Raw genomic sequence first — 18,737 nt, forward strand, 5'->3', positions numbered from 1 at the left:
CTCTTAGCCGCGCGCCGGCGTGTCGCCAGCGTCGACGTGGACCTTCACCGTGGCCGAGAGGCCCGGGCGCAACACGCCTTGCATGTCTTTCGGCACCTCGAGACGCACCCGCACCGGCACACGCTGCACGATCTTCGTGAAGTTGCCAGTGGCGTTTTCGGCGGGCAGCACGCTGAAGGTCGCGCCGGTGGCGGGCGCCAGACTTTCCACCACGCCGTGAATCTGCCGGCTCGACGCGTCGAGATTCACGTCGACGCGGTCGCCGACCTGCATCTTCTTCAACTGATCTTCCTTGAAGTTGGCGTCGATCCACAGGCCGCTCGCGGGCACCACGGTCAGCAGCGAGCCGCCCGTGTTCGCCAGCAGTCCCACTCGCGCGGTGCGATTGCCGATATAACCGTCGATCGGCGAGCGAATCGTTGTGTACTCCACGTTCAGCGCCGCGACCCGCTGCGCCGCTTGCGCGGTGGCGATGCGCGCGTCGGCGTCGCCGATCTGCGCGTCGAGCACCGCAATCTGGCGCTGCGCCGCGATCAGCGCCGCGCCGCTGCGATCGACGGCAGCGTGCGCCTTGCTCAGATCGGCGTCCGCCCGCTCGACCACCTGGCTCGACACCGCGTCGTCCTTCACCAGTTCGCGATAACGCGTCTGGTCGGCGGCGCTGCGCGTCAGTTCGGCGCCGGAGGCGCGCACCTCGGCCGCCTGCTCGTTGATGGTGGCGAGTTGCAAGGATTTCTTCGCCTGCAACTCGGTCACCGCGGCCTGGGCGCTCTGCACTTCCGCGCTGGCCTGCGCGAGGCGGGCGTCGTAATCGCGTGCATCGAGCCGGATCAGCACCTGGTCCGCGTGCACGAACTGGTTGTCGCGCACCAGCACATCCGTGACGAAGCCGTTCACTTTCGGCGCCATCACGGTGACATCGCCGCCCACGTAGGCATCGTCAGTCGTTTCAACAAAGCGGCCGACGAAGAACCAGTACGACACCGCCAACGCGAGCACGACAAGCACCGTGATCACCGCGAGCAGCATCCAGGGAATACGCCGCGCCGGTGTGGCGGATTGAGCCGCGCTGGGTGGCGCGATAGTGGAAGGGGTTGTGGACATGATGTCAATATGTGCGTATGCACTCCTTGAGTTAAAAAAAACGGCGCTGTGCGTTGCGCCGACCTTGCGGTACTGCCCGTCCGACTTCAGAGCGGATCCTGCGTGATGGCGAACAACTCGCCGCGCAATGCGGCGGCCCGTTCTTCGCCGAATCGGTGTTCGAATTCGGCTTGCGCCGCGTACCAATGTTCGCGGCCTGCCTTCAGACGTTCTTCGCCGGCCGGCGTGAGCGCAATCGACAGCGCCCGGACGTCCGCGCCGAGCACGTCGCTCGATATCAGGCCGTTGCGGCGCAGCGGCTGGATCGTGCGAACCAGCGTCGTGCGCTGCATCCGCATGGCTTCGGCCAGTTGCTTCATCGACATCGGGCCGACGCGTTTCAACCGACCCATCAGCGAAAACTGCGTGATGGTCAGCCCCACGTTCGCCAGATGCCGGTCGTAAAGCTGCGAGACGTAACGGGCGGCCTGGCGGATCGCAAAGCAGTCGTCGTCGAGGAGGCCTTCCATCACTACGTTTCCTGAATCGTGAGTGCGTATGCACATTAATGGACGCATCAAATCTGCTGAAGCGAGTTCATGCGGCCTATCGGGTTACGTTAGCCGGTGATGCTGAACAACTCGGCGCGCAGCACTCTTGCGCGCGCATGCCCGAAGCGCTCTTCAAACTCGTCCTGCGCTGCGCGCCACGCCACCGACGCCTGGTCGAAGGTCGTTTCGCCCTTTGCCGTGAGACTGAACAGAAACGTGCGGCCGTCGTGCTCCGCCGCTTCCGCCACCACCAGGCCATCGCGCTGCAACGGCTTCATGGCGCGAACCAGCGTGGTGCGCTCCATCACCATGGCATCCGCCAGATCCGCCATGGGCAGATTCGGCTTGCGTGCGAGCTTGGCGAGGATCGTGAACTGCGCGGCCGTCAGCCCTACGCCGCCCAGATGGCGCTCGTAGATTTGCGTGACGTGCCGCGCCGCCTGGCGCAGCGCGAAGCAGTTGCATTCGTCGTAAGAGAGAGGGCGGTTCATGTCGATGAGTGTATGTGTGCATACGCACAGAGTCAAGATGAATTTTGTTTCGGGGCGCGGCGATGGGTGTCGGCAATCCGCATCAATGGGCAAAACCTCCATACATACGTCTGTTTGAATTGCCGCCGCAAGGCCCCACCGCACGGCGCGACGGTGAATCTTACGGGTTTGGATTAATGCCACTATATACAAGTCCGTAGCAGCGGCTTAATGTTCAGCCGCAACCAATTAAATCTAATAACAGGCCACGGAGACATTAATGCCATTCCACCCAGTCAGCGCGATTCCCACTATGCGACTTGCATGCGCCACTTCGATATACGGCATTAAATACGTTAGCGTCGCACTGAAATTCCCCTGTTTTACCTAGCCTACGGCGATCTGCCCTGCATGGCCGGATTCGCCTGTCTCGTGGCCTTCCGCGTCATTCGACGCGCTCCGCCCGTATGGCGAATAAGGCTCGCGCGATGCTCTCGATTTGCCGCGGCTATCCCGCCGCGCATTCGGGGCCATTTTATCGAGCGCATCCGGAACCATCGCCGGGCATGGCATTTCAGTTCGTGGACGGATAAAAACCCAGCGGCATCCGCGCGACTCATTTAATCGCGCGCATTAATAACGAACGACGCTTGACGAGGAGACAAAACAATGGCGTTCAAACTGTGGGCAGGCTCATCTGCTTCAATACCGACAGGCGCACTGACGGGCGCGTTCGCGCTATCCGTGCTGCTGGCCGCTTGCGGCGGGTCCGGCAAAACGGATGCGCCGGGCGCCGTCTCCGTGCCGCAATGTTCGGGCGCCTCCTGCGGGGCGCAAGGCCAGCCGCCCGGCACGCCGGTCGTCGCGGCCAAGCTGTGCCCCGATGCGCTCGACTATTCGACCACCTACACAGGTGGCTCGGGCAGCGGCGAGTACATCAAGATGCAATTCAATTCGGCGACGAAGAAGTATCAGATGACCTTCGTCGAATCCGCCGTGCCGATCTCGGTCGGCCAGGTCAACGTCACGCGCGCGGGCCTAACGATCACCGGCGACTACGACAATCCGACCGGCTCGTTCGCCCTGCCGACCGCCGAACAGAACCGCTGCGCGATCGTGCTGAAGAACGGCACGACCGCAGACGGCACCTACAGCGTCACCATCAATCCGCAGGATCCGCCGATGCTGTTCGTCGGCGAGGGCATTATCGGCGGCGGGATTCCGGGCGCGACGATCCAGTTCTCCGGCGTCACGTCGCTCGGTTTCCCGATCGGCGTCGTGCCGCAGCGCACGTTCGACTCGTATCCGTTCCTCGGTTTCAGCCAGACGATCACCGACTTCACCCAGGTGGCCGGTGCCTATAACGAAGTCGGGTTCCGCATGAGCCCCGAGGGCAACCCGGCCCAGGGCACGGACGGTCTGACAACGACCGGCTGGGCGCCGCAAGCCGTTCAGGCCAGCGAGACGCTCAACGCCGACGGCACCTGTACACCCGACTCATCGCCGAATTCGTGCGTCCTGACCGGCACGCCATGGACGGTGCGCACCAATGCCGACGGCTCGCCGGACAACGTTTTCGTCAGCCGCGCCAACGGTCTGGCTTATCCGGCGGCCGGCGTGGGCGTGCTGCAACTGCTGTTCGCGCCGAGTCTGGCGCACGGCATCATGATCGTCGGCAAGGTGAACAACCAGCTCGTGCCGGTGATGATTCGCGTCGGCTACGCCCATACGGATAACGACCCGCTCGGCATTCTGAACAACGCGCTCGACGATCAGCTCGGCATCTCGCTGCTGGCGCCCGCCACGAAGATTGCCCAAACGGCGTTGAAGGGCGGCTATATCGGCGCGAATAGCGCGTCGGCATGCGGTCTGGTGACCACCATCGGTCAAAGTCCGAACCCGATCTACGTCAACGGACAGCCGGTCTATGCCGCGTCGGGAACCTGCACCGACGGCAGCGCGTCGTTCAACCCGGGCGTGAATTACGGCGCGACCCTGTTCCAGAGTCCGTCGGCGGCGTTGTTGAATCCGTTCACGTCCGCGGCATCGAGCAACTTCTCGCTCGATTTCACGCAGACGCAACCGGGTATCGTCAACGTGACCGCGACCAAGCCGTTGATGTCCGGCAGCACCGCGCTCTACCAGGCGGGCGACACCGGCGTGATGGTCCAGGTCGGGCCGGTGTACGGTCTGCTGATGAACGGGATCAACCCGACGTTCACCACCAACGATCCCGCGAACAACATCGGCAAGGTGAATCCGTTCCTGTCGATCGGGGCGTTCGTGGAATAAGCGTGCGGTGAGTGGAATGTAAAAACGGCTCGCTGGATTACGCCAGCGAGCCGTTTTTTATGTGTGCCACGTCTGCGGCGTGGCGCCACGCTCAAACTACAGCAAGCGATACGCCAGGCGTGCGGCAACCCTCGCCGTCCGCTTGTCCTGATCGAGCGACGGGTTGTACTCCGCGATATCCGCCGCGCGCAGCTTGCCGGACGCCCGCACGCGCTGCACCATCGCTTCGACCACGGACAACGGCACACCCAGCGCGGCCGGCGCCGACACGCCGGGCGCGATACCCGCCGGCAACACGTCGAGGTCGATGGTCAGATAAACGTCGTCCGCCGCGTCGAGCAAGGTTTGGAGATCCTGCAGGCGCTGCGGCAGATGCACGTCCTGCATGTCGACGTCGAGCACGTAGCGCACGCCGAGTTGCTCCGCATGCGCGAACAGCGACGCGGTATTGCCCAGATCGCTAATGCCGAAGCAGACGTAGTTAAACGGCACGCCACGTTCGGCGCAGTCGTCGGCGATCTGGTCGAACGGCGTGCCGGAATTCGCCGGACGCTTCTGGCGCAGATCGAAATGCGCGTCGAAGTTGACGATCAGCAGCTTGCGCGACGCGTGAGAGGTAGCGCTTTCGACAGCCTCGCGCGCCTGATGCAAGCGCAATCCGCTATACGTGCCCCACGCGACTTCATGTCCACCGCCAAACACCAGCGGCCGGCCACCACGCGCCAGCACATCGCTGACCACCTGCGCCAATTCAACCTGCGCGCCTTCCAGGTCACCGTCGTCGCACACCACGTCACCCGCATCGGCGAGCGATGCCAGCGCCACCTTCGCCGGCAAACCCGCCAGCGCACGCCGTAATTCCTTCGGCGCGTGCGCTGCGCCCGTGCGGCCCTGATTGCGGCGCACGCCTTCGTCGGAACCGAAGCCGACAATCACCGGCATCTCGCGATCAACCTGCCGAGCGTCGCCGAACGGCACCACCTGGTTGAAAACGCGCCGCGTGTCGCCGGGCTCGCCGTCGTCGGAACGGCCGGCCCACACCTTGTCGTCGAATGGAACTCTCATGCGCGCGACAACACCGCCTGCAGGAAGGCCCGCGTACGCGGCTGCGAAGGCGCCGAGAAAATTTCCGCGGGCGGTCCCGCTTCGACGATCACGCCGCCGTCCATCACGACCACCACGTCGGCCACTTCCTTGGCAAAACCCATTTCATGCGTGACGACGACCATCGTCATGCCTTCGCTCGCGAGCAGTTTCATCACTTGCAGCACTTCGCCGACCAGTTCCGGATCGAGTGCCGAAGTCGGCTCGTCGAACAGCATCACACGCGGCTGCATGGCCAGCGCACGCGCAATCGCCACCCGTTGCTTCTGACCGCCCGACAGACTCGCCGGCATCACGTTCGCCTTCTGCGCGAGCCCGACTTTCTCCAGCAAAGCCATGGCGGCCGCTTCGGCTTCGGCCTTGCTCGCGCCGCGCAACATACGCGGCCCCACGGTAATGTTGTGCAGCACCGACAGATGCGGAAACAGATTGAACGACTGAAACACCATGCCGACTTCAGTGCGCAGCGCGTTCAGCGAGCGCTCCTTGAGCATCGCGCCCTGCTCGACCAGCCGATGCCCGCAGATATCGATCGTGCCGCCTTCGGCCTGTTCGAGGCCGTTGCAGCAGCGCAAGAATGTGCTCTTGCCCGAACCGCTCGGCCCGATCACCACGACAACCTGTTGCGGCTGAATATCGAAGTCGATGCCGTTGAGCACCGTATGCGAGCCGAACGATTTGGTCAGCCCACGAATGCTGACGATAGGCCCCGTCTCCTGAGCCACGGTATTCACGGTATTCATTGCACCATCCCTCCTGCGCGCAGACGGCGCTCGACGCGATGCAGCGCGTAGTTGGTCGCTTGCGTCAACACCAGATAAACCAGCGCGATCGCCAGATACACCTCGAGCGAGCGGTACGACACGCTGATGATCTTCTGGCCTTCATGCATCAGATCGTCGATCGTCAACAGCGACACCAGCGCCGAGTTCTTGATCAGCGCGATGAACTCGTTGCCGAGCGGCGGGATCATCCGCACGATGGCCTGCGGCAAAATGATCGCGCGCATGGCCTGTCCCGACGACATGCCGATCGAGCGCGCGGCTTCCATCTGCCCGCGATCCACCGACTGAATCGCGCCGCGCACGATCTCCGACACATAGGCCGCCGAATACAAGCCGAGGCCGAGCATGCCGCACACAAACGCCGGCAGCAGAATGCCGAATTGCGGCAAGCCGAAGAACAGCAGAAACAGTTGCACGAGCAACGGCGTGCCGCGGAAGAACGTCAGATACGCGGTGCAAAGCCCGTACACCACGCGCCGCTGCGGCGTGAGCCGGCCGATACCGATCAACAGGCCCAGCACGCAGCTCAACGCGAGCGAGGCGGCGGTGACTTCCACCGTCACCAGCGCGCCATGCATGATGTCCGGCAAGCCGGCAATCACCGGCGAAAAATCGAGTGCCATGTTATTTACTCAGCCGTTTATTGCGCGCTCGCGCCGAACCACTTCTTGACGATCGCCGCATAAGTGCCATCGGCCTTGATCTTCGCGAGCGCGGTGTTGAACGCGGTCTTCAGTTCCGGCTCGTCCTTGCGCACGGCAATGCCGTAGGCTTCGGTGGTCAGTTGCTTGTCGAGCACGCGGAAACCGCCGCGCGTCTTCGCGAACTGATACGCGGCCGGCTTGCCGGTCACGGCGGCGTCGGCACGGCCAATGCCCACGAGGTCGAACATTTCCTGATTCTTTTCGACTTCGACGCGATTGATCTGCGGATAGTTGTCGCGCAGGAAGTTCACCGACTTTGTGCCCACCTGAACCGACACTTTCTTGCCGTTCAGATCGGCCACGGATTTGACCGGCGAATCGTTTTTCACCAGCGCGACGAGGCCGCCCGCGTAGTACGAATCGGTGAAGTCGACCACTTTCGCGCGTTCGTCGGTGATATAGATGCCGGAAATCGCCGCGTCGAAGCGATGCGCGATCAGGCCGGGAATCAGCCCTTTAAAGTCGATGTCGGTCCATTGCACGCGCTTGCCCATGGCCTTGGCGAGCGCGTTCATGATGTCGACGTCGAAGCCGGTTCGCGCACCGTTCTCGGTGAATTCCATCGGCGGGAAGGTGGCGTCGGTGGCGACGTTCAGCACGTCCGCCGATTGTGCCGACGCGGCGCCGGAGAAGCCCGCAAAAGTCACGGCAACCGTGACACAGGCGAGGGACAGCAGTCGTTGCAGTTTCATGGGTAGGCTCCTTGTGGTCCATCAAGTTCTTCAGTTCGTTCGGAATCCGGATCGAGATGCAGCCGCGAACGGCATGAAGCGATCAATCGGTTTGCATGTGCTCGGAAATGGCGCGGGCCGTACGTAGCGTCCCGTCGATGAATTGGCTTTCGCGACCCGTGGCGCGCGTGGACGGCGCCATCAAGGTGATCGACGCGCTGCTACCGACGCCGCGTCCGCTGCGATGAAAGATCGGGGCGCTCACGCCCCACACGCCCGGATCGACTTCGCTGTCGCTGACGGCGTAGCCCTGGGCGCGAATCTGTTCGAGTTCGGCTTCGATCGCGGCGCGGCCGGCGGGGTCGTTGTCGAACGCGCTATCGAGTATTTCGTTGCGCGCTTTGTCGGCCATGAAGGCCAGCAGCGATTTCGCCGACGCGCCCGCTTTGAGCGGCACGGCGCGGCCTTTTTCGAACGAGCAGCGCAGCGAATGCTGACTGTCGACCATTTCGAGGCACATCACCTGATGTTTGACAGCGACCACCAGCCCGATGCTTTCCTGCGACGCGCGCGCCAGTTGCTGCATCTCGCTACGGCTCGCTTCCACGAGCAGCGAATTGACGTCGAAGCCAAGCGCGAGTTGCAGGCTGATCGGACCGGGCGCGTAATGCCCCGCGTTTTCCGCGACGAAACCCCAGCGCTTGAGCAGCGCGATTTGCCGATACAAGGTGCTTTGCGCAAGGCCGGTCACGGCCAGCAAATCTTTGACCGACATGGCTTTGCCATGACTGGCGAGCGCCGCCAGCACCAGCAAAACCCGTTCTGCACCTGTCACATTCTGTTCCGCGTTCACGTCGACACCACCCGCAATCAATCACGGAACCAGAATGCCAGAACGTTCTCGGATTTCAAAAATGGGATTCCCATTGAATGGGAATGAGGGGCAAGGGATTTCCCCGAGTGGGCGAAATTGAGCGTGCCGCGGCGAAATGCGCGGCACGTGGAGACGATTCGTCTGACAGAAAACGGCTTAAATGCAGTGGTAAAACGGGAAGCGCTCAAGCGAAAGCACTACAGCGGCACACTACAGTGCGAGCACCGTCACCCCCACTTCCACGCGATGCGCGCCGCCGCCGAGAATCATGCCGCGCAGCAATGACACGTCGCTGTAATCGCGGCCAATGGCGAGCGTCACGTGATCCATATCGGCCAGCACGTCGTTGGTCGGATCGAGGTCGATCCAGCCGCTGCCGGGACAATGCACCGACACCCACGCATGCGACGCATCCGCGCCGATCAAACGCGGCTGCCCCGGCGGCGGGTCGTTACGCAGATAGCCGCTCACGTAACGCGCCGGCAGACCCAGCGAACGCAAACAGCCGATCATCACCTGCGCGAAGTCCTGACACACGCCGCTCTTCAATTCGAACGCACGTTCGGCGGGCGTATCGAACATCGTCGCCGAGGGCTTGTAATCGAAGTCGTCGTGAATGCGATGCATCAGGTCGATCGCGCCTTCGGCGAGCGGCATACCGGGCGGAAAACTCGGCAACGCATACGCGCGCAACGACGGCCGCGGCACGATATTCGGCGACGCGAAACAGAACTCCACTTCAGGCCGGAACTGGCCGCCGACGCTAAACCGCAGCGCCCTCGCCACCTCGTCCCAGGCGGGCGTGGTGTCCGGGTCGAGATCGGTCCAGCGCGGTGTCAGCGCCACCGTGGTTTCGCTGACGAGTTGCAGGCGTTCGTGCGGCGCGTCGAGCGCGAAATACAGCACGTCGTTGCCGAACGCGTCGAGACGGCTGTTCAGATACGACGGTTCCGGTTCGATCTTTTCGCTGTGCGACACCACGCGCTGCCACGCGCACGCGATCGGCCGGATCGTCGCGAGATGCTGGGCGGTCTCCACGTACGTGGAATAGTGGTACGTGGTGCGATGCGAGACGGACAGCACGGTCGGTGCGCTCTTCATGACCACACCTGTGAGGCGACAGTGCTCGCGTGACTGAAGTAACGCGCGCTGATTTCATGGGCAGCGGCGCCGACAAAGCCGCCGATCTGATCGCACACCGCAATGAGGTCGCTATGCACGCCGTTTTCGTCGACGGTGCACAGCGCTTCGAGCGACGGCAACGACACGGCGGGCGGCATCAATTCCGCAAACGGACGATGCCGCACGCTGCCCGCCGCGACGGCGATCTCATCGAGCTTTTTACGCAGACGCGCGTAGACGCCGTAGATGCCGCGCGGATTGGTCGGCTCGCTGACCAGCAGATCGAGCAAGGCCGGCACTTCGAAACGGCCGGGATACAGCGAGCGATACGTCAGCGTGCTGTCGAACAGTTGCAGCAGCAGATCGAAGCCGGCGGGCGTGGCGAGCTGGCCTTTATCGGCGACCACGCGCAGGAACGAGGTCATTGCCGAGACACGTTCGATATGGCGGCCGACGAACAGCAAACGCCAGGCTTCGTCGCGCGTCATGCGGTCGCCTTGCGCGCCGCTGATGGCCGACAACTGCACCGACAGACGTTCGAGCGCGGTCATCAACGTGACGCGGTCGTAGCGATCGAGGCGTTCGGCGCGGCCGTTCGCGCTCATCGCGCCGCCGTTGCGACTGCCGTTGCTCTGGGTTTGCGATTCACCCGCGCTCTGCGACTGCGACTGCGATTGCATCGAGGTCTGCGCCTGCGCCGCCCCCGGCATCAACGTCTGCAAGGCATCGCGGAAGTCATTGCGCGCGGCGAGAATCGTGCGCCAGTGATCGTTGGACAGCCGCCCCCGCACTTCGCCATTCGAGCGCGCCTGGCGAGCCAGATTCTGGCCGATGCTCGCCACCCCGGTGCTCTCGCTCAGATTCGCGACCAGCGCGCGTTCGAACGCTTGCGGCGAATGCGGCGAAGCCATGTCGCCGGCCTGCACGAGCCCACAGTGCAGCGCGAGTTCGACCAGAGTCGGAAACATCGCGTCGGCGTCGTTGCCTTCCAGCGAGCCGAGAATCAGCCGCAACAGCCGCACGTTGTTTTCAACGCGCTCGCCATAGCGTCCGGCCCAGAACAGATTTTCCGCCGCGCGGCTCGACACGGTGCGATGCTTGCGCGCGAGATCGGCGGGTTGCATCGGCGAAGGCAACAGCGTGAAGGTCGAGGTCGGCTGGCTCGACAGCACCCACGTGTCGACGCTGCTGCCGCCGTACTGCATCGACACGGTCGTCTGGCGTTCGGCGGCCATGCGCGTGAAGCCGCCCGGCATCACATGCCAGCCGCCGTTGACGTCGGCGATCGCATAGACGCGCAGCACCGACGGACGGCGACCGATCGTGCCGTCCTCGTAACGCGGCGTGCTGGAAAACCGCTGCGCCTGCTGGATCGTGTAGGTGTCGGGCATCGCTTCGATACGCGCGCGCCACGAGGACAGTTTCTGCCTGCCCTGCTCGATGCCCGGCGGCGCATCGCGCGCGCCGACCGGCCACGTCGGCACGATAAACGCCTCGTCGAGCCGCGAGAAGGCGTGCTCGCGCGCCGCCTTCTCGCCGCACCACCAGGTCGGCACGCTCGGCAGCAGGAGGTCTTCGTCGAGCAGCACTTCGGCGATACCCGGCAGAAAACCGTGCAACGCCGGCGACTCGACAAAGCCCGAGCCCGGCACGTTCGAGACGATCACATTGCCCGCGCGCATCACCTGCAACAGACCCGGCACACCGATGCTCGAATCGGCGCGCAGTTCGACCGGATCGCAGAACGCGTCGTCGAGACGGCGCAGCACCACGTGCACCCGTTCGAGACCGCCGAGGGTTTTCAGATACAGCTTGTCGTCGCGCACGGTCAGGTCTTTACCCTCGACCAGCGTGACGCCGAGATATCGCGCCAGAAACACGTGCTCGAAATAGGTTTCGCTGAACGGTCCCGGCGTGAGCAACGCGATATGCGCCGACGTTTCGGCGCCTTCGCCGTCGTGCAGCATGGTCGCCTGTGCGGCCTGAACGAGCGTCGCGATCAGTTGCGAATAGGTCGGCGCGAGGCGGCTCACGCGCATCGTGCGGAACGGGTCAGCGAACAGCGTCGACACGATCAGCCGGTTTTCGAGCGCATAGCCGAGGCCGGACGGCGCCTCGGTGCGATGCGCCATCACGGTCCAGTCGCCGCCAGGCGTGCGCGCCAGATCGACCGCGACGACCTGCAGATATTGGCCGCCAGGCGGCGTATAGCCCTTCACCGAACGCAGATAACCCGGATGCCCGAACACCAGCGCGGGCGGCAATTGGCCACGCTCCAGCAGGGTCTGCGGCCCATAAATATCCGCGACGATCGCATTGAGCAGATGCGCGCGCTGCGTCACGCCCTGCTCGATATGCGTCCACTCTTCTTCGCTGATCAGGAACGGCAGCAGGTCGAGCGCCCAGGGCCGGGACTCGCCGTTATCCGCGTAGACGTTGTAGCTGATGTCGTTGTCGCGGATCTGCTGCGCGATCGACGCGCGATGATCGTCCAGCCGCGCGATGCCGTCTTCGCCGAGCCGCTGGAAGAACTGCCGCCACGGTTCGCGCAGGGCGCCCGAGGCGTCGCGTAACTCGTCCCAATGTCCCTCGTAAGCCGGCAGCAGGCGCAACAAGGACGAAGCGTCCGCGCGCGCCGCGGACGTCTCGAAGGGAAAAGTCGATTGAAAGGCCAAAGTCGTATCGTTTTAAGAGTGTGCTGCGTGGTTACCAGTAGCGCAGGTCCAGCGTGAACGGAAACTCCAGGCTGCGCTGCGGCATGTCGACCGTGAGCGGCCCCGGCGTGTGGCCCGACGCCAGATAGCGCGAGCGCCGCCGGCTTTCCGCCTCGTAAGCATTGACCGGGAAGGTCTCGTAGCTGCGCCCGCCCGGATGGGCCACATGATACTGGCAACCGCCCACCGAACGGCCGGTCCATGTGTCGACCAGATCGAAAGTAAGCGGCGCATCCACGCCGATGGTGGGATGCAGCGCCGACGGTTGCGACCACGCGCGAAAGCGCACGCCGGCCACATACTCGCTGACGCGGCCGGTTGGCTGCAACGGCACCGGCACGCCGTTCACGGTCAGCACATGACGGTTGTCGTTCAGCCCCAGCGCGCGCACTTCGAGCCGCTCCACCGACGAATCCACATAGCGTACCGTGCCGCCCGGCGAGCCTTCTTCGCCCATCACGTGCCACGGTTCGAGCGCATTGCGAATGGTCAGCGAGACGCCATTCACCGTGGTCGCGCCGACCAGCGGGAAGCGAAATTCGAAGTGCGGGTCGAACCAGCTACTGTCGAACGCGAAGCCCGCCTCGTTCAGTTCGCCGATCACGTCGTCGAAATCCATCTTGGCGAAGGTGCCGAGCAGGAAGCGATCGTGCAGTTCGGTCCCCCACCGCGTGAGCCGCTGCGTGTACGGCGTGTGCCAGAAACGCGCCACCAGCGCGCGCAGCAACAACTGCTGCACCAGGCTCATGCGCGCGTGCGGCGGCATTTCGAAACCCCGCAATTCGAGCAGACCGAGGCGGCCGGTCGGGCCGTCCGGCGAATACAGCTTGTCGATGCAGAACTCGGCGCGGTGCGTGTTGCCGGTCACGTCGATCAGGATATTGCGCAGCGAACGGTCGATCATCCACGCCGGCAGATTGGCGCTCTCGCGCCCGCCGAGCAGATCGATCTGCCGTTGCAATTCGCGGAACGCGACTTCGAGTTCATAGACCTGATCGTTGCGCGCTTCGTCGATCCGCGGCGCCTGGCTGGTCGGTCCGATGAACAGCCCGGAGAACAGATACGACAGCGACGGATGGTTGTGCCAGTACGCAATCAGACTCGCGAGCAGATCGGGACGCCGCAGGAACGGACTGTCGGCGGGCGTCGCGCCGCCGAGGACGAAGTGATTGCCGCCGCCGGTGCCGGTGTGGCGGCCGTCGGTCATGAACTTCTCGCTGCTGAGATAGCTCTCGGCGGCGGACTGATACAGATACTCGGTGTGGTCGACCAGTTGATCCCAGTTCGACGCCGGATGAATGTTCACCTCGATCACGCCGGGGTCCGGCGTGACCTGCAGGACCTTCAGACGCGCGTCGCGCGGCGGCGGATAGCCTTCGAGCACGACCTTCATTTGCAGCTCGGCGGCGGTCGCTTCGATCGCGGCCAGCAGGTCGAGATAATCGTCGAGCTCGGTGAGCGGCGGCATGAACACATGCAGCAAGGTGCGGCCGCTGCCGAACGCGTCGGTCTCGGCTTTCGGACCTGCGGCCCGTTTCGGGTCACGCGCTTCGACGCAAATCGCCGTGCGCAACGTTTCTTTCGACGACACGCCGCGCGCCGGCGGCTGTTCGCCACCGGTCTGCGGCGCGAACGCCAGCACGCCGCTGCCTGGCATGCCGCTCAGCAAATCCGCTGCCGACGACGACAACGCCGCCACCCGCCGCGCTTCAGCAGGGCTCAGGGTGCGCTGCTCGCCGTCGTACTGCATCCGCAACTGCGTGGCCGAACGCAACGGCACGGGCGGTGCGAACGGATCGTGCGCGTGCTGGTACGGGTAGTCGGTCTTCGACACCCACGGCAAGGCGTCGAGCGGCAGGCGGTAGCCCATCGGCGAATCGCCGGGAATCAGGAACATGCGCTCGTCGCGGAAGAACCAGCGGCCGCTGACCCACTTCGGCGCTTCATGCGGCACGTCGCGTTCGCGGCCGAGCGGCAACACGAAGCCGGTCGCGCCGCTCAGACCCGCGTCAAACACGCGGCGCAGGCGCACGCGCTCGAGTTCGTCGTCGAGGCGCGCATCGAGTGGATCGACGTTGACCGGCAGACGGCGTTCGCGCCACAGGTAGTACCAGACGTCTTCGAAACCGGGTTGGATGCAATCCGTGTCGAGGTCGAGCCGGGTCGCGAGATGCGCGAGGAAGCGTTGCGCGTCGGCGGCGGTGTAGTTGCCGGGCTCGCGTTCGTCGCCGAACAGCGACGGATCCTGCCAGCACGGCTCGCCATCGGCGCGCCAGTAAAGCGACATGGCCCAGCGCGGCAGTTGTTCGCCCGGATACCACTTGCCCTGGCCGATATGCAGGAAGCCGTTCGCGCCGTAACGCGCGCGCAGCTTCTCCATCAGCGCGACGGCGTAGCCACGTTTGGTGGGTCCGAGCGCGTCGGTGTTCCATTCGTCGGCGTCGCGGTCGCGCACCGACACGAAGGTCGGCTCGCCGCCCATGGTCAGGCGTACGTCCATCTCCTCGAGTTGACGGTCGACCTCGGCGCCCATGGTCAGCACGTCGGCCCACACCTCTTCGCTGTACGGCTTGGTGACGCGCGGCGTTTCCAGCACCCGCTCGATCGACATGGTGTGCTCGAACTCGACCTCGGACTCGTCGACCGCGCCGGAGATCGGCGCCGCGCTGCCCGGTTCCGGCGTGCAGGCGACCGGAATGTGCCCTTCGCCGGCCAGCAGGCCGGAGGTCGGGTCGAGGCCGATCCAGCCCGCGCCGGGCAGGTACACCTCGCACCATGCGTGCAGGTCGGTGAAGTCGACCTCGGCGCCGCTTGGGCCGTCGATCGATTTAATGTCCGGCGCGAGTTGCAGCAGATAGCCGGACACGAAACGCGCCGCCAGCCCCAGTTGCCGCAAGGTCTCGACCAGCAGCCAGCCCGAATCGCGGCACGAGCCCGCGGCGCTCGTGAGCGTCTCCTCGGGCGTTTGCACGCCGGGCTCCATCCGGATCAGGTAGCGGATTTCGTGTTGCAACCGTTGATTCAGCGCGACGAGGAAGTCGGCGGTGACGGCCGGCGTGCGGTCGATACTCGCGACGAACTCGGCGAAACGCGGCGTCATCGGCCGTTTGACGCGATAGGGCGCGAGTTCCAGCGCGAGGCCGGGGTCGTAGTCGAACGGGAATTGCTCGGCCGACGGTTCGAGAAAGAAGTCGAACGGGTTGTAGACGGCCATTTCGGCGATCAGATCCACGGTCACCTTGAACTCGCGGGTCTTCTCCGGAAAGACGAGGCGCGCCTGATAGTTGGCGAACGCGTCCTGCTGCCAGTTGATGAAGTGGTCGGCCGGCTCGATCCGCATGGAATACGCGAGGATCGGGGTACGGCAATGCGGCGCAGGCCTGAGACGCACGACCTGGGGCGACAGCGCAACCAGCCTGTCGTAGCGGTAATGTGTGACATGATGCAACGCGACGCGTATGGACACACCGGACTCCTGGACGAAGGATGGCAGCCCGCCAAAAAGCAAGCTTCATGCCGTTTATGGAACAAGCGCGAAAATCCGCGTAAATAGCCTGCAACCCCCGGAACACCGCCTGCTGCGAAGTGTGCCGCGTCTGTCGAGCGTCCGGTCGCTCGATTAGCGCGCCTTTCTACCGCCTTCTGCAACGCCGCGCACCAAAGCGGCGCAACGCCGATGCACGATCATGCACGTAATGTGCGTTAAACCAGTGACGTCTGGCAATTGCGGCATAAAGATTGCGGCGAGTCGTCGCTCGTGATCCGCCCGTGATCCGCTCTCCACTTCTCAGGCTCCATCGATGAAAACGTTCCACTGCAATCACTGCTCGCATCTCGTCTTTTATGAAAACGTGCGTTGCGAACGGTGCGAGTCGTTGCTCGGCTATGTACCCGAGGTCGCGGAAATCAGCGCCTTCGAAGACGCCGGCGAAGGACGCTGGCGCAGTCTGCATCCGGATCTGCAAGGCGCGCTGTTCCGCCAGTGCCACAACTACGCAGTCGAAAACGTCTGCAACTGGATGATTCCCGCCGACTCGCCCGACACGCTGTGCCGCGCCTGCCAGTTGACGCGGACCATTCCGAACCTGAGCGCGCCGGACAACCGGCTCTACTGGTATCGGCTGGAAATGGCCAAGCGGCGCCTGCTGTACACGCTGGCGGCGCTCGGTCTGGATGTGAAGTCGCGGCAGATGGACCCGGAGCATGGCCTCGCGTTCGAATTCCTCGAAGACGGCGGCGACGGCGAGCAGGTCATGACCGGCCACGACAACGGACTGATCACGCTGAATATCGCCGAAGCGGACGACGCGTATCGCGAGAAAGTGCGCAGCGCGATGGGCGAGCCGTACCGGACGCTGCTCGGGCACTTCCGCCATGAGACCGGTCATTACTATTTCAGCCAGCTGGTGCAGAACAACCCGCGCTGGCTCGAACCGTTCCGCAAGCTGTTCGGCGACGAGAGCGTCGACTATGGCGAAGCGCTGACGGCCTACTATCGCGACGGCGCGCCGGCCGACTGGCAGGCGTCGCATATCAGCGCGTACGCGACGATGCATCCGTGGGAAGACTGGGCGGAAACGTGGGCGCATTACATGCTGATCGTCGACGTGCTGGATACGTCGACGTCATACGGCGTCGCGCTGCTGCCCGACGATCCGAGCGAGCCGACGCTGACCGACCGCACGCCGGTGGAGGACACGAGTTTCGAGAATCTGATGAAGCGCTGGTTTCCGCTCACCTACGCGCTGAACAGCCTGAACCGCAGTCTGGGGATGGCGGACGGCTATCCGTTCACGCTCGCCGCGCCCGTGGTGGACAAGCTGCGCTTCGTGCATCGCGTGATCGCGGAGGCGGGCGATAAGTCGCGGCCGAGGGAAGCGGCGGCGCCGGCGGGTCAGGGGCAAGGAGCGGTGGCGGTGGGCGCTACGGCTGCGATAGCGCCTGTCATAGCGCCTGCGGCGGCTCCCGTCCCCGTAGCGCCGCAGCCGCCGCCCGTTCCGCCATCGCAGCCTGCGGGTGTCGCCCCCGCGCCCACAGCAACGGGCCAAAACGCCAAGCCCCGGTAACTTAATACTCAATACGCGACGTAAGGCCCCGTCCCGCCGGGCGTCGCCTGTTGCTCGACGGCCGCGTACACATTGCGGCCGTAGAAGAACGGCAGACCCCAATCGAAAATCGTCGACGTGACGAACGCCGGACCCGCCAGCAAAGGCAGCGCCAAACTGCCGCTATAGGTCTGCGCGATCGCCGTCGCATTGCCGACGCTGAAGTTCACCGCGCTCGTCACGCCGTTCACGCCTTCGATCATCGCGCTCAGTTGCTCCGTCGACGCCGGACAGTAATACGAGCTGTTCGGGCTCGCGCACACCGGCATCGCGCTGCTCGCGAAGAACAGGCCGGTCGAGCCGCTGTCCAGAATACTTTGCGAATACGTGGCGCCGCCCTGCACCGTCGTGAACGTGCCGTTCGACGGACTGACGCCGATCACCTGCGCGCCGCCCAACGTGTTGTTGGTCTGCGTGCCGATGCCGAACACCAGTTGCCCCGTCACCGACGCCGCGCCGCCGGAGACCGTCGGCAGGCTCAGCATCGAACCGTTGTTGTCGGTGGCGAAATAGGGAATCGGGTTGGCCACCTGATACTGCTCGGCCAGCGGAATCGACGTGCACGATGCGCCGCTGCACCCGTAGTACGTACCGTCCACGGCCTGCTGCACGCAGTTCGCGCCGCAGTCGTGCTTGAACACGCCGATGCCGAGAATCCCGTTGGCCTGCAGCGTGGCCGGCGTGTTGCGCGACGAGCCGAAGTTCGCGCAAGCGGCCGGCAGCGACGCGTAGTTCGGATCGATCACCTGGATCGGCAGCGACGCGGCTTTCTCGCCGGCAATCTGCAGATCGGCGAGCCGCACCGAGCCCCACGTGTAGCCGTCGAAGAACTGCATGCATTCGGCGATCTGGTGACCCGCGCTGTCCTGTTGCTGCGGCAGCGGCACCGAAGCCGGCAATTGCGACGCGAAGATGCGCACGCCCCACGAGCCGGTGTCGACCAGCACGTGATCGATGGTCTGGCATTGAGTGGTGCCGGGCGTGCAGATCGTGAGGCTGACGAACGGCATGTTCGGCACGCTGCTCACGCCGGAGTCGACCGTCACGCGCACCGCGTTCGCGGCCACCGCCTGCGACGGAGGCGCCGATAACGCCGTGGTCGAACTGCTTGAACCGGCCGAAGCGCTGGAACCGCCGCCGCCACCGCCGCCGCACGCGGCGACGAGCAGCGCGAGCAACGTCGCGCCCAACAGGGTGATCGCCGTCGAGGAACGCGACGAAGAACGTGAAGCAAACAACGAAGACAGATGACGCATGATTCG

The 18,737-nt window shown here is 64.4% G+C and carries 14 protein-coding genes; 2 read left to right on the forward strand and 12 right to left on the reverse strand.

The window, feature by feature from the left end; genetic code table 11:
• Positions 1-3 precede the first annotated feature (3 nt).
• From FA94_RS32200 to FA94_RS32210, 3 genes are all read right to left on the reverse strand, one after another.
• Positions 4-1,104 carry an HlyD family secretion protein gene (locus FA94_RS32200; protein ID WP_197070265.1) on the reverse strand — a complete coding sequence of 367 codons (1,101 nt, stop codon included), beginning with the start codon at positions 1,102-1,104 and terminating at the stop codon, positions 4-6.
• Between the two features lie 86 nt (positions 1,105-1,190).
• Positions 1,191-1,613 (reverse strand): MarR family winged helix-turn-helix transcriptional regulator, encoded by a 423-nt coding sequence (locus FA94_RS32205; protein ID WP_035559267.1) that lies wholly within the window; start codon positions 1,611-1,613, stop codon positions 1,191-1,193.
• An 89-nt stretch (positions 1,614-1,702) separates the two neighbouring features.
• A complete protein-coding gene (locus FA94_RS32210) occupies positions 1,703-2,125 on the reverse strand; it encodes a MarR family winged helix-turn-helix transcriptional regulator (RefSeq protein WP_035559271.1) in 423 nt (140 codons plus the stop codon).
• A gap of 648 nt (positions 2,126-2,773) precedes the next feature.
• Between FA94_RS32210 and FA94_RS32215 the strand changes: the two genes are divergently transcribed.
• Positions 2,774-4,396 carry a DUF2957 domain-containing protein gene (locus FA94_RS32215; protein ID WP_081936268.1) on the forward strand — a complete coding sequence of 541 codons (1,623 nt, stop codon included), beginning with the start codon at positions 2,774-2,776 and terminating at the stop codon, positions 4,394-4,396.
• A 96-nt stretch (positions 4,397-4,492) separates the two neighbouring features.
• Here the strand turns inward: FA94_RS32215 and hutG are convergent, their stop codons facing one another.
• From hutG to FA94_RS32255, 8 genes are all read right to left on the reverse strand, one after another.
• The gene (gene hutG, locus FA94_RS32220) at positions 4,493-5,461 is read right to left on the reverse strand and encodes a formimidoylglutamase (protein ID WP_035559274.1); all 969 of its coding nucleotides are present in this window, start codon (positions 5,459-5,461) and stop codon (positions 4,493-4,495) included.
• Positions 5,458-6,243, reverse strand: coding sequence for an amino acid ABC transporter ATP-binding protein (locus tag FA94_RS32225; protein ID WP_051980993.1), 786 nt, complete (start codon positions 6,241-6,243; stop codon positions 5,458-5,460). Before FA94_RS32225 ends, hutG begins: the two co-directional genes overlap by 4 nt.
• On the reverse strand, positions 6,240-6,908 hold the full coding sequence (locus FA94_RS32230; protein WP_035559277.1) for an amino acid ABC transporter permease: 669 nt from the start codon (positions 6,906-6,908) through the stop codon (positions 6,240-6,242). The genes FA94_RS32225 and FA94_RS32230 overlap by 4 nt, the downstream gene beginning before the upstream one ends.
• A 17-nt stretch (positions 6,909-6,925) precedes the next feature.
• A complete protein-coding gene (locus tag FA94_RS32235) occupies positions 6,926-7,681 on the reverse strand; it encodes a transporter substrate-binding domain-containing protein (protein ID WP_035559280.1) in 756 nt (251 codons plus the stop codon).
• Positions 7,682-7,763: 82 nt separating this feature from the next.
• Entirely contained in the window at positions 7,764-8,513 is a 750-nt protein-coding gene (locus FA94_RS32240; RefSeq protein ID WP_035563721.1) for an IclR family transcriptional regulator, read from the reverse strand.
• A gap of 231 nt (positions 8,514-8,744) precedes the next feature.
• A complete protein-coding gene (locus FA94_RS32245) occupies positions 8,745-9,635 on the reverse strand; it encodes a transglutaminase family protein (protein ID WP_035559283.1) in 891 nt (296 codons plus the stop codon).
• Positions 9,632-12,331, reverse strand: coding sequence for a circularly permuted type 2 ATP-grasp protein (locus FA94_RS32250; protein ID WP_035559286.1), 2,700 nt, complete (start codon positions 12,329-12,331; stop codon positions 9,632-9,634). The genes FA94_RS32245 and FA94_RS32250 overlap by 4 nt, the downstream gene beginning before the upstream one ends.
• A 31-nt stretch (positions 12,332-12,362) precedes the next feature.
• Complete coding sequence (locus tag FA94_RS32255; RefSeq protein WP_035559289.1) at positions 12,363-15,836, reverse strand: transglutaminase family protein; 3,474 nt, start codon at positions 15,834-15,836, stop codon at positions 12,363-12,365.
• Between the two features lie 334 nt (positions 15,837-16,170).
• Here FA94_RS32255 and FA94_RS32260 point away from each other — a divergent pair, with 334 nt between their 5' ends.
• On the forward strand, positions 16,171-17,436 hold the full coding sequence (locus FA94_RS32260; protein WP_035559292.1) for a zinc-binding metallopeptidase family protein: 1,266 nt from the start codon (positions 16,171-16,173) through the stop codon (positions 17,434-17,436).
• Between the two features lie 8 nt (positions 17,437-17,444).
• On the opposite strand, the gene FA94_RS32265 is transcribed toward FA94_RS32260, so the two are convergent.
• Positions 17,445-18,731 carry a DUF3443 domain-containing protein gene (locus FA94_RS32265; RefSeq protein ID WP_051980995.1) on the reverse strand — a complete coding sequence of 429 codons (1,287 nt, stop codon included), beginning with the start codon at positions 18,729-18,731 and terminating at the stop codon, positions 17,445-17,447.
• Positions 18,732-18,737: the final 6 nt, after the last annotated feature.

The organism is Burkholderia sp. 9120 (genome assembly GCF_000745015.1).
Taxonomy (GTDB): domain Bacteria; phylum Pseudomonadota; class Gammaproteobacteria; order Burkholderiales; family Burkholderiaceae; genus Paraburkholderia.

Excerpts from the sequence above, each read along its gene's own strand:
- FA94_RS32200 (WP_197070265.1), bottom strand. The coding sequence starts at position 1,104 with ATGTCCACAACCCCTTCCACTATCGCGCCACCCAGCGCGGCTCAATCC.
- FA94_RS32205 (WP_035559267.1), bottom strand. The coding sequence starts at position 1,613 with ATGGAAGGCCTCCTCGACGACGACTGCTTTGCGATCCGCCAGGCCGCC.
- FA94_RS32210 (WP_035559271.1), bottom strand. The coding sequence starts at position 2,125 with ATGAACCGCCCTCTCTCTTACGACGAATGCAACTGCTTCGCGCTGCGC.
- FA94_RS32215 (WP_081936268.1), top strand. The coding sequence starts at position 2,774 with ATGGCGTTCAAACTGTGGGCAGGCTCATCTGCTTCAATACCGACAGGC.
- hutG (WP_035559274.1), bottom strand. The coding sequence starts at position 5,461 with ATGAGAGTTCCATTCGACGACAAGGTGTGGGCCGGCCGTTCCGACGAC.
- FA94_RS32225 (WP_051980993.1), bottom strand. The coding sequence starts at position 6,243 with ATGAATACCGTGAATACCGTGGCTCAGGAGACGGGGCCTATCGTCAGC.
- FA94_RS32230 (WP_035559277.1), bottom strand. The coding sequence starts at position 6,908 with ATGGCACTCGATTTTTCGCCGGTGATTGCCGGCTTGCCGGACATCATG.
- FA94_RS32235 (WP_035559280.1), bottom strand. The coding sequence starts at position 7,681 with ATGAAACTGCAACGACTGCTGTCCCTCGCCTGTGTCACGGTTGCCGTG.
- FA94_RS32245 (WP_035559283.1), bottom strand. The coding sequence starts at position 9,635 with ATGAAGAGCGCACCGACCGTGCTGTCCGTCTCGCATCGCACCACGTAC.
- FA94_RS32260 (WP_035559292.1), top strand. The coding sequence starts at position 16,171 with ATGAAAACGTTCCACTGCAATCACTGCTCGCATCTCGTCTTTTATGAA.
- FA94_RS32265 (WP_051980995.1), bottom strand. The coding sequence starts at position 18,731 with ATGCGTCATCTGTCTTCGTTGTTTGCTTCACGTTCTTCGTCGCGTTCC.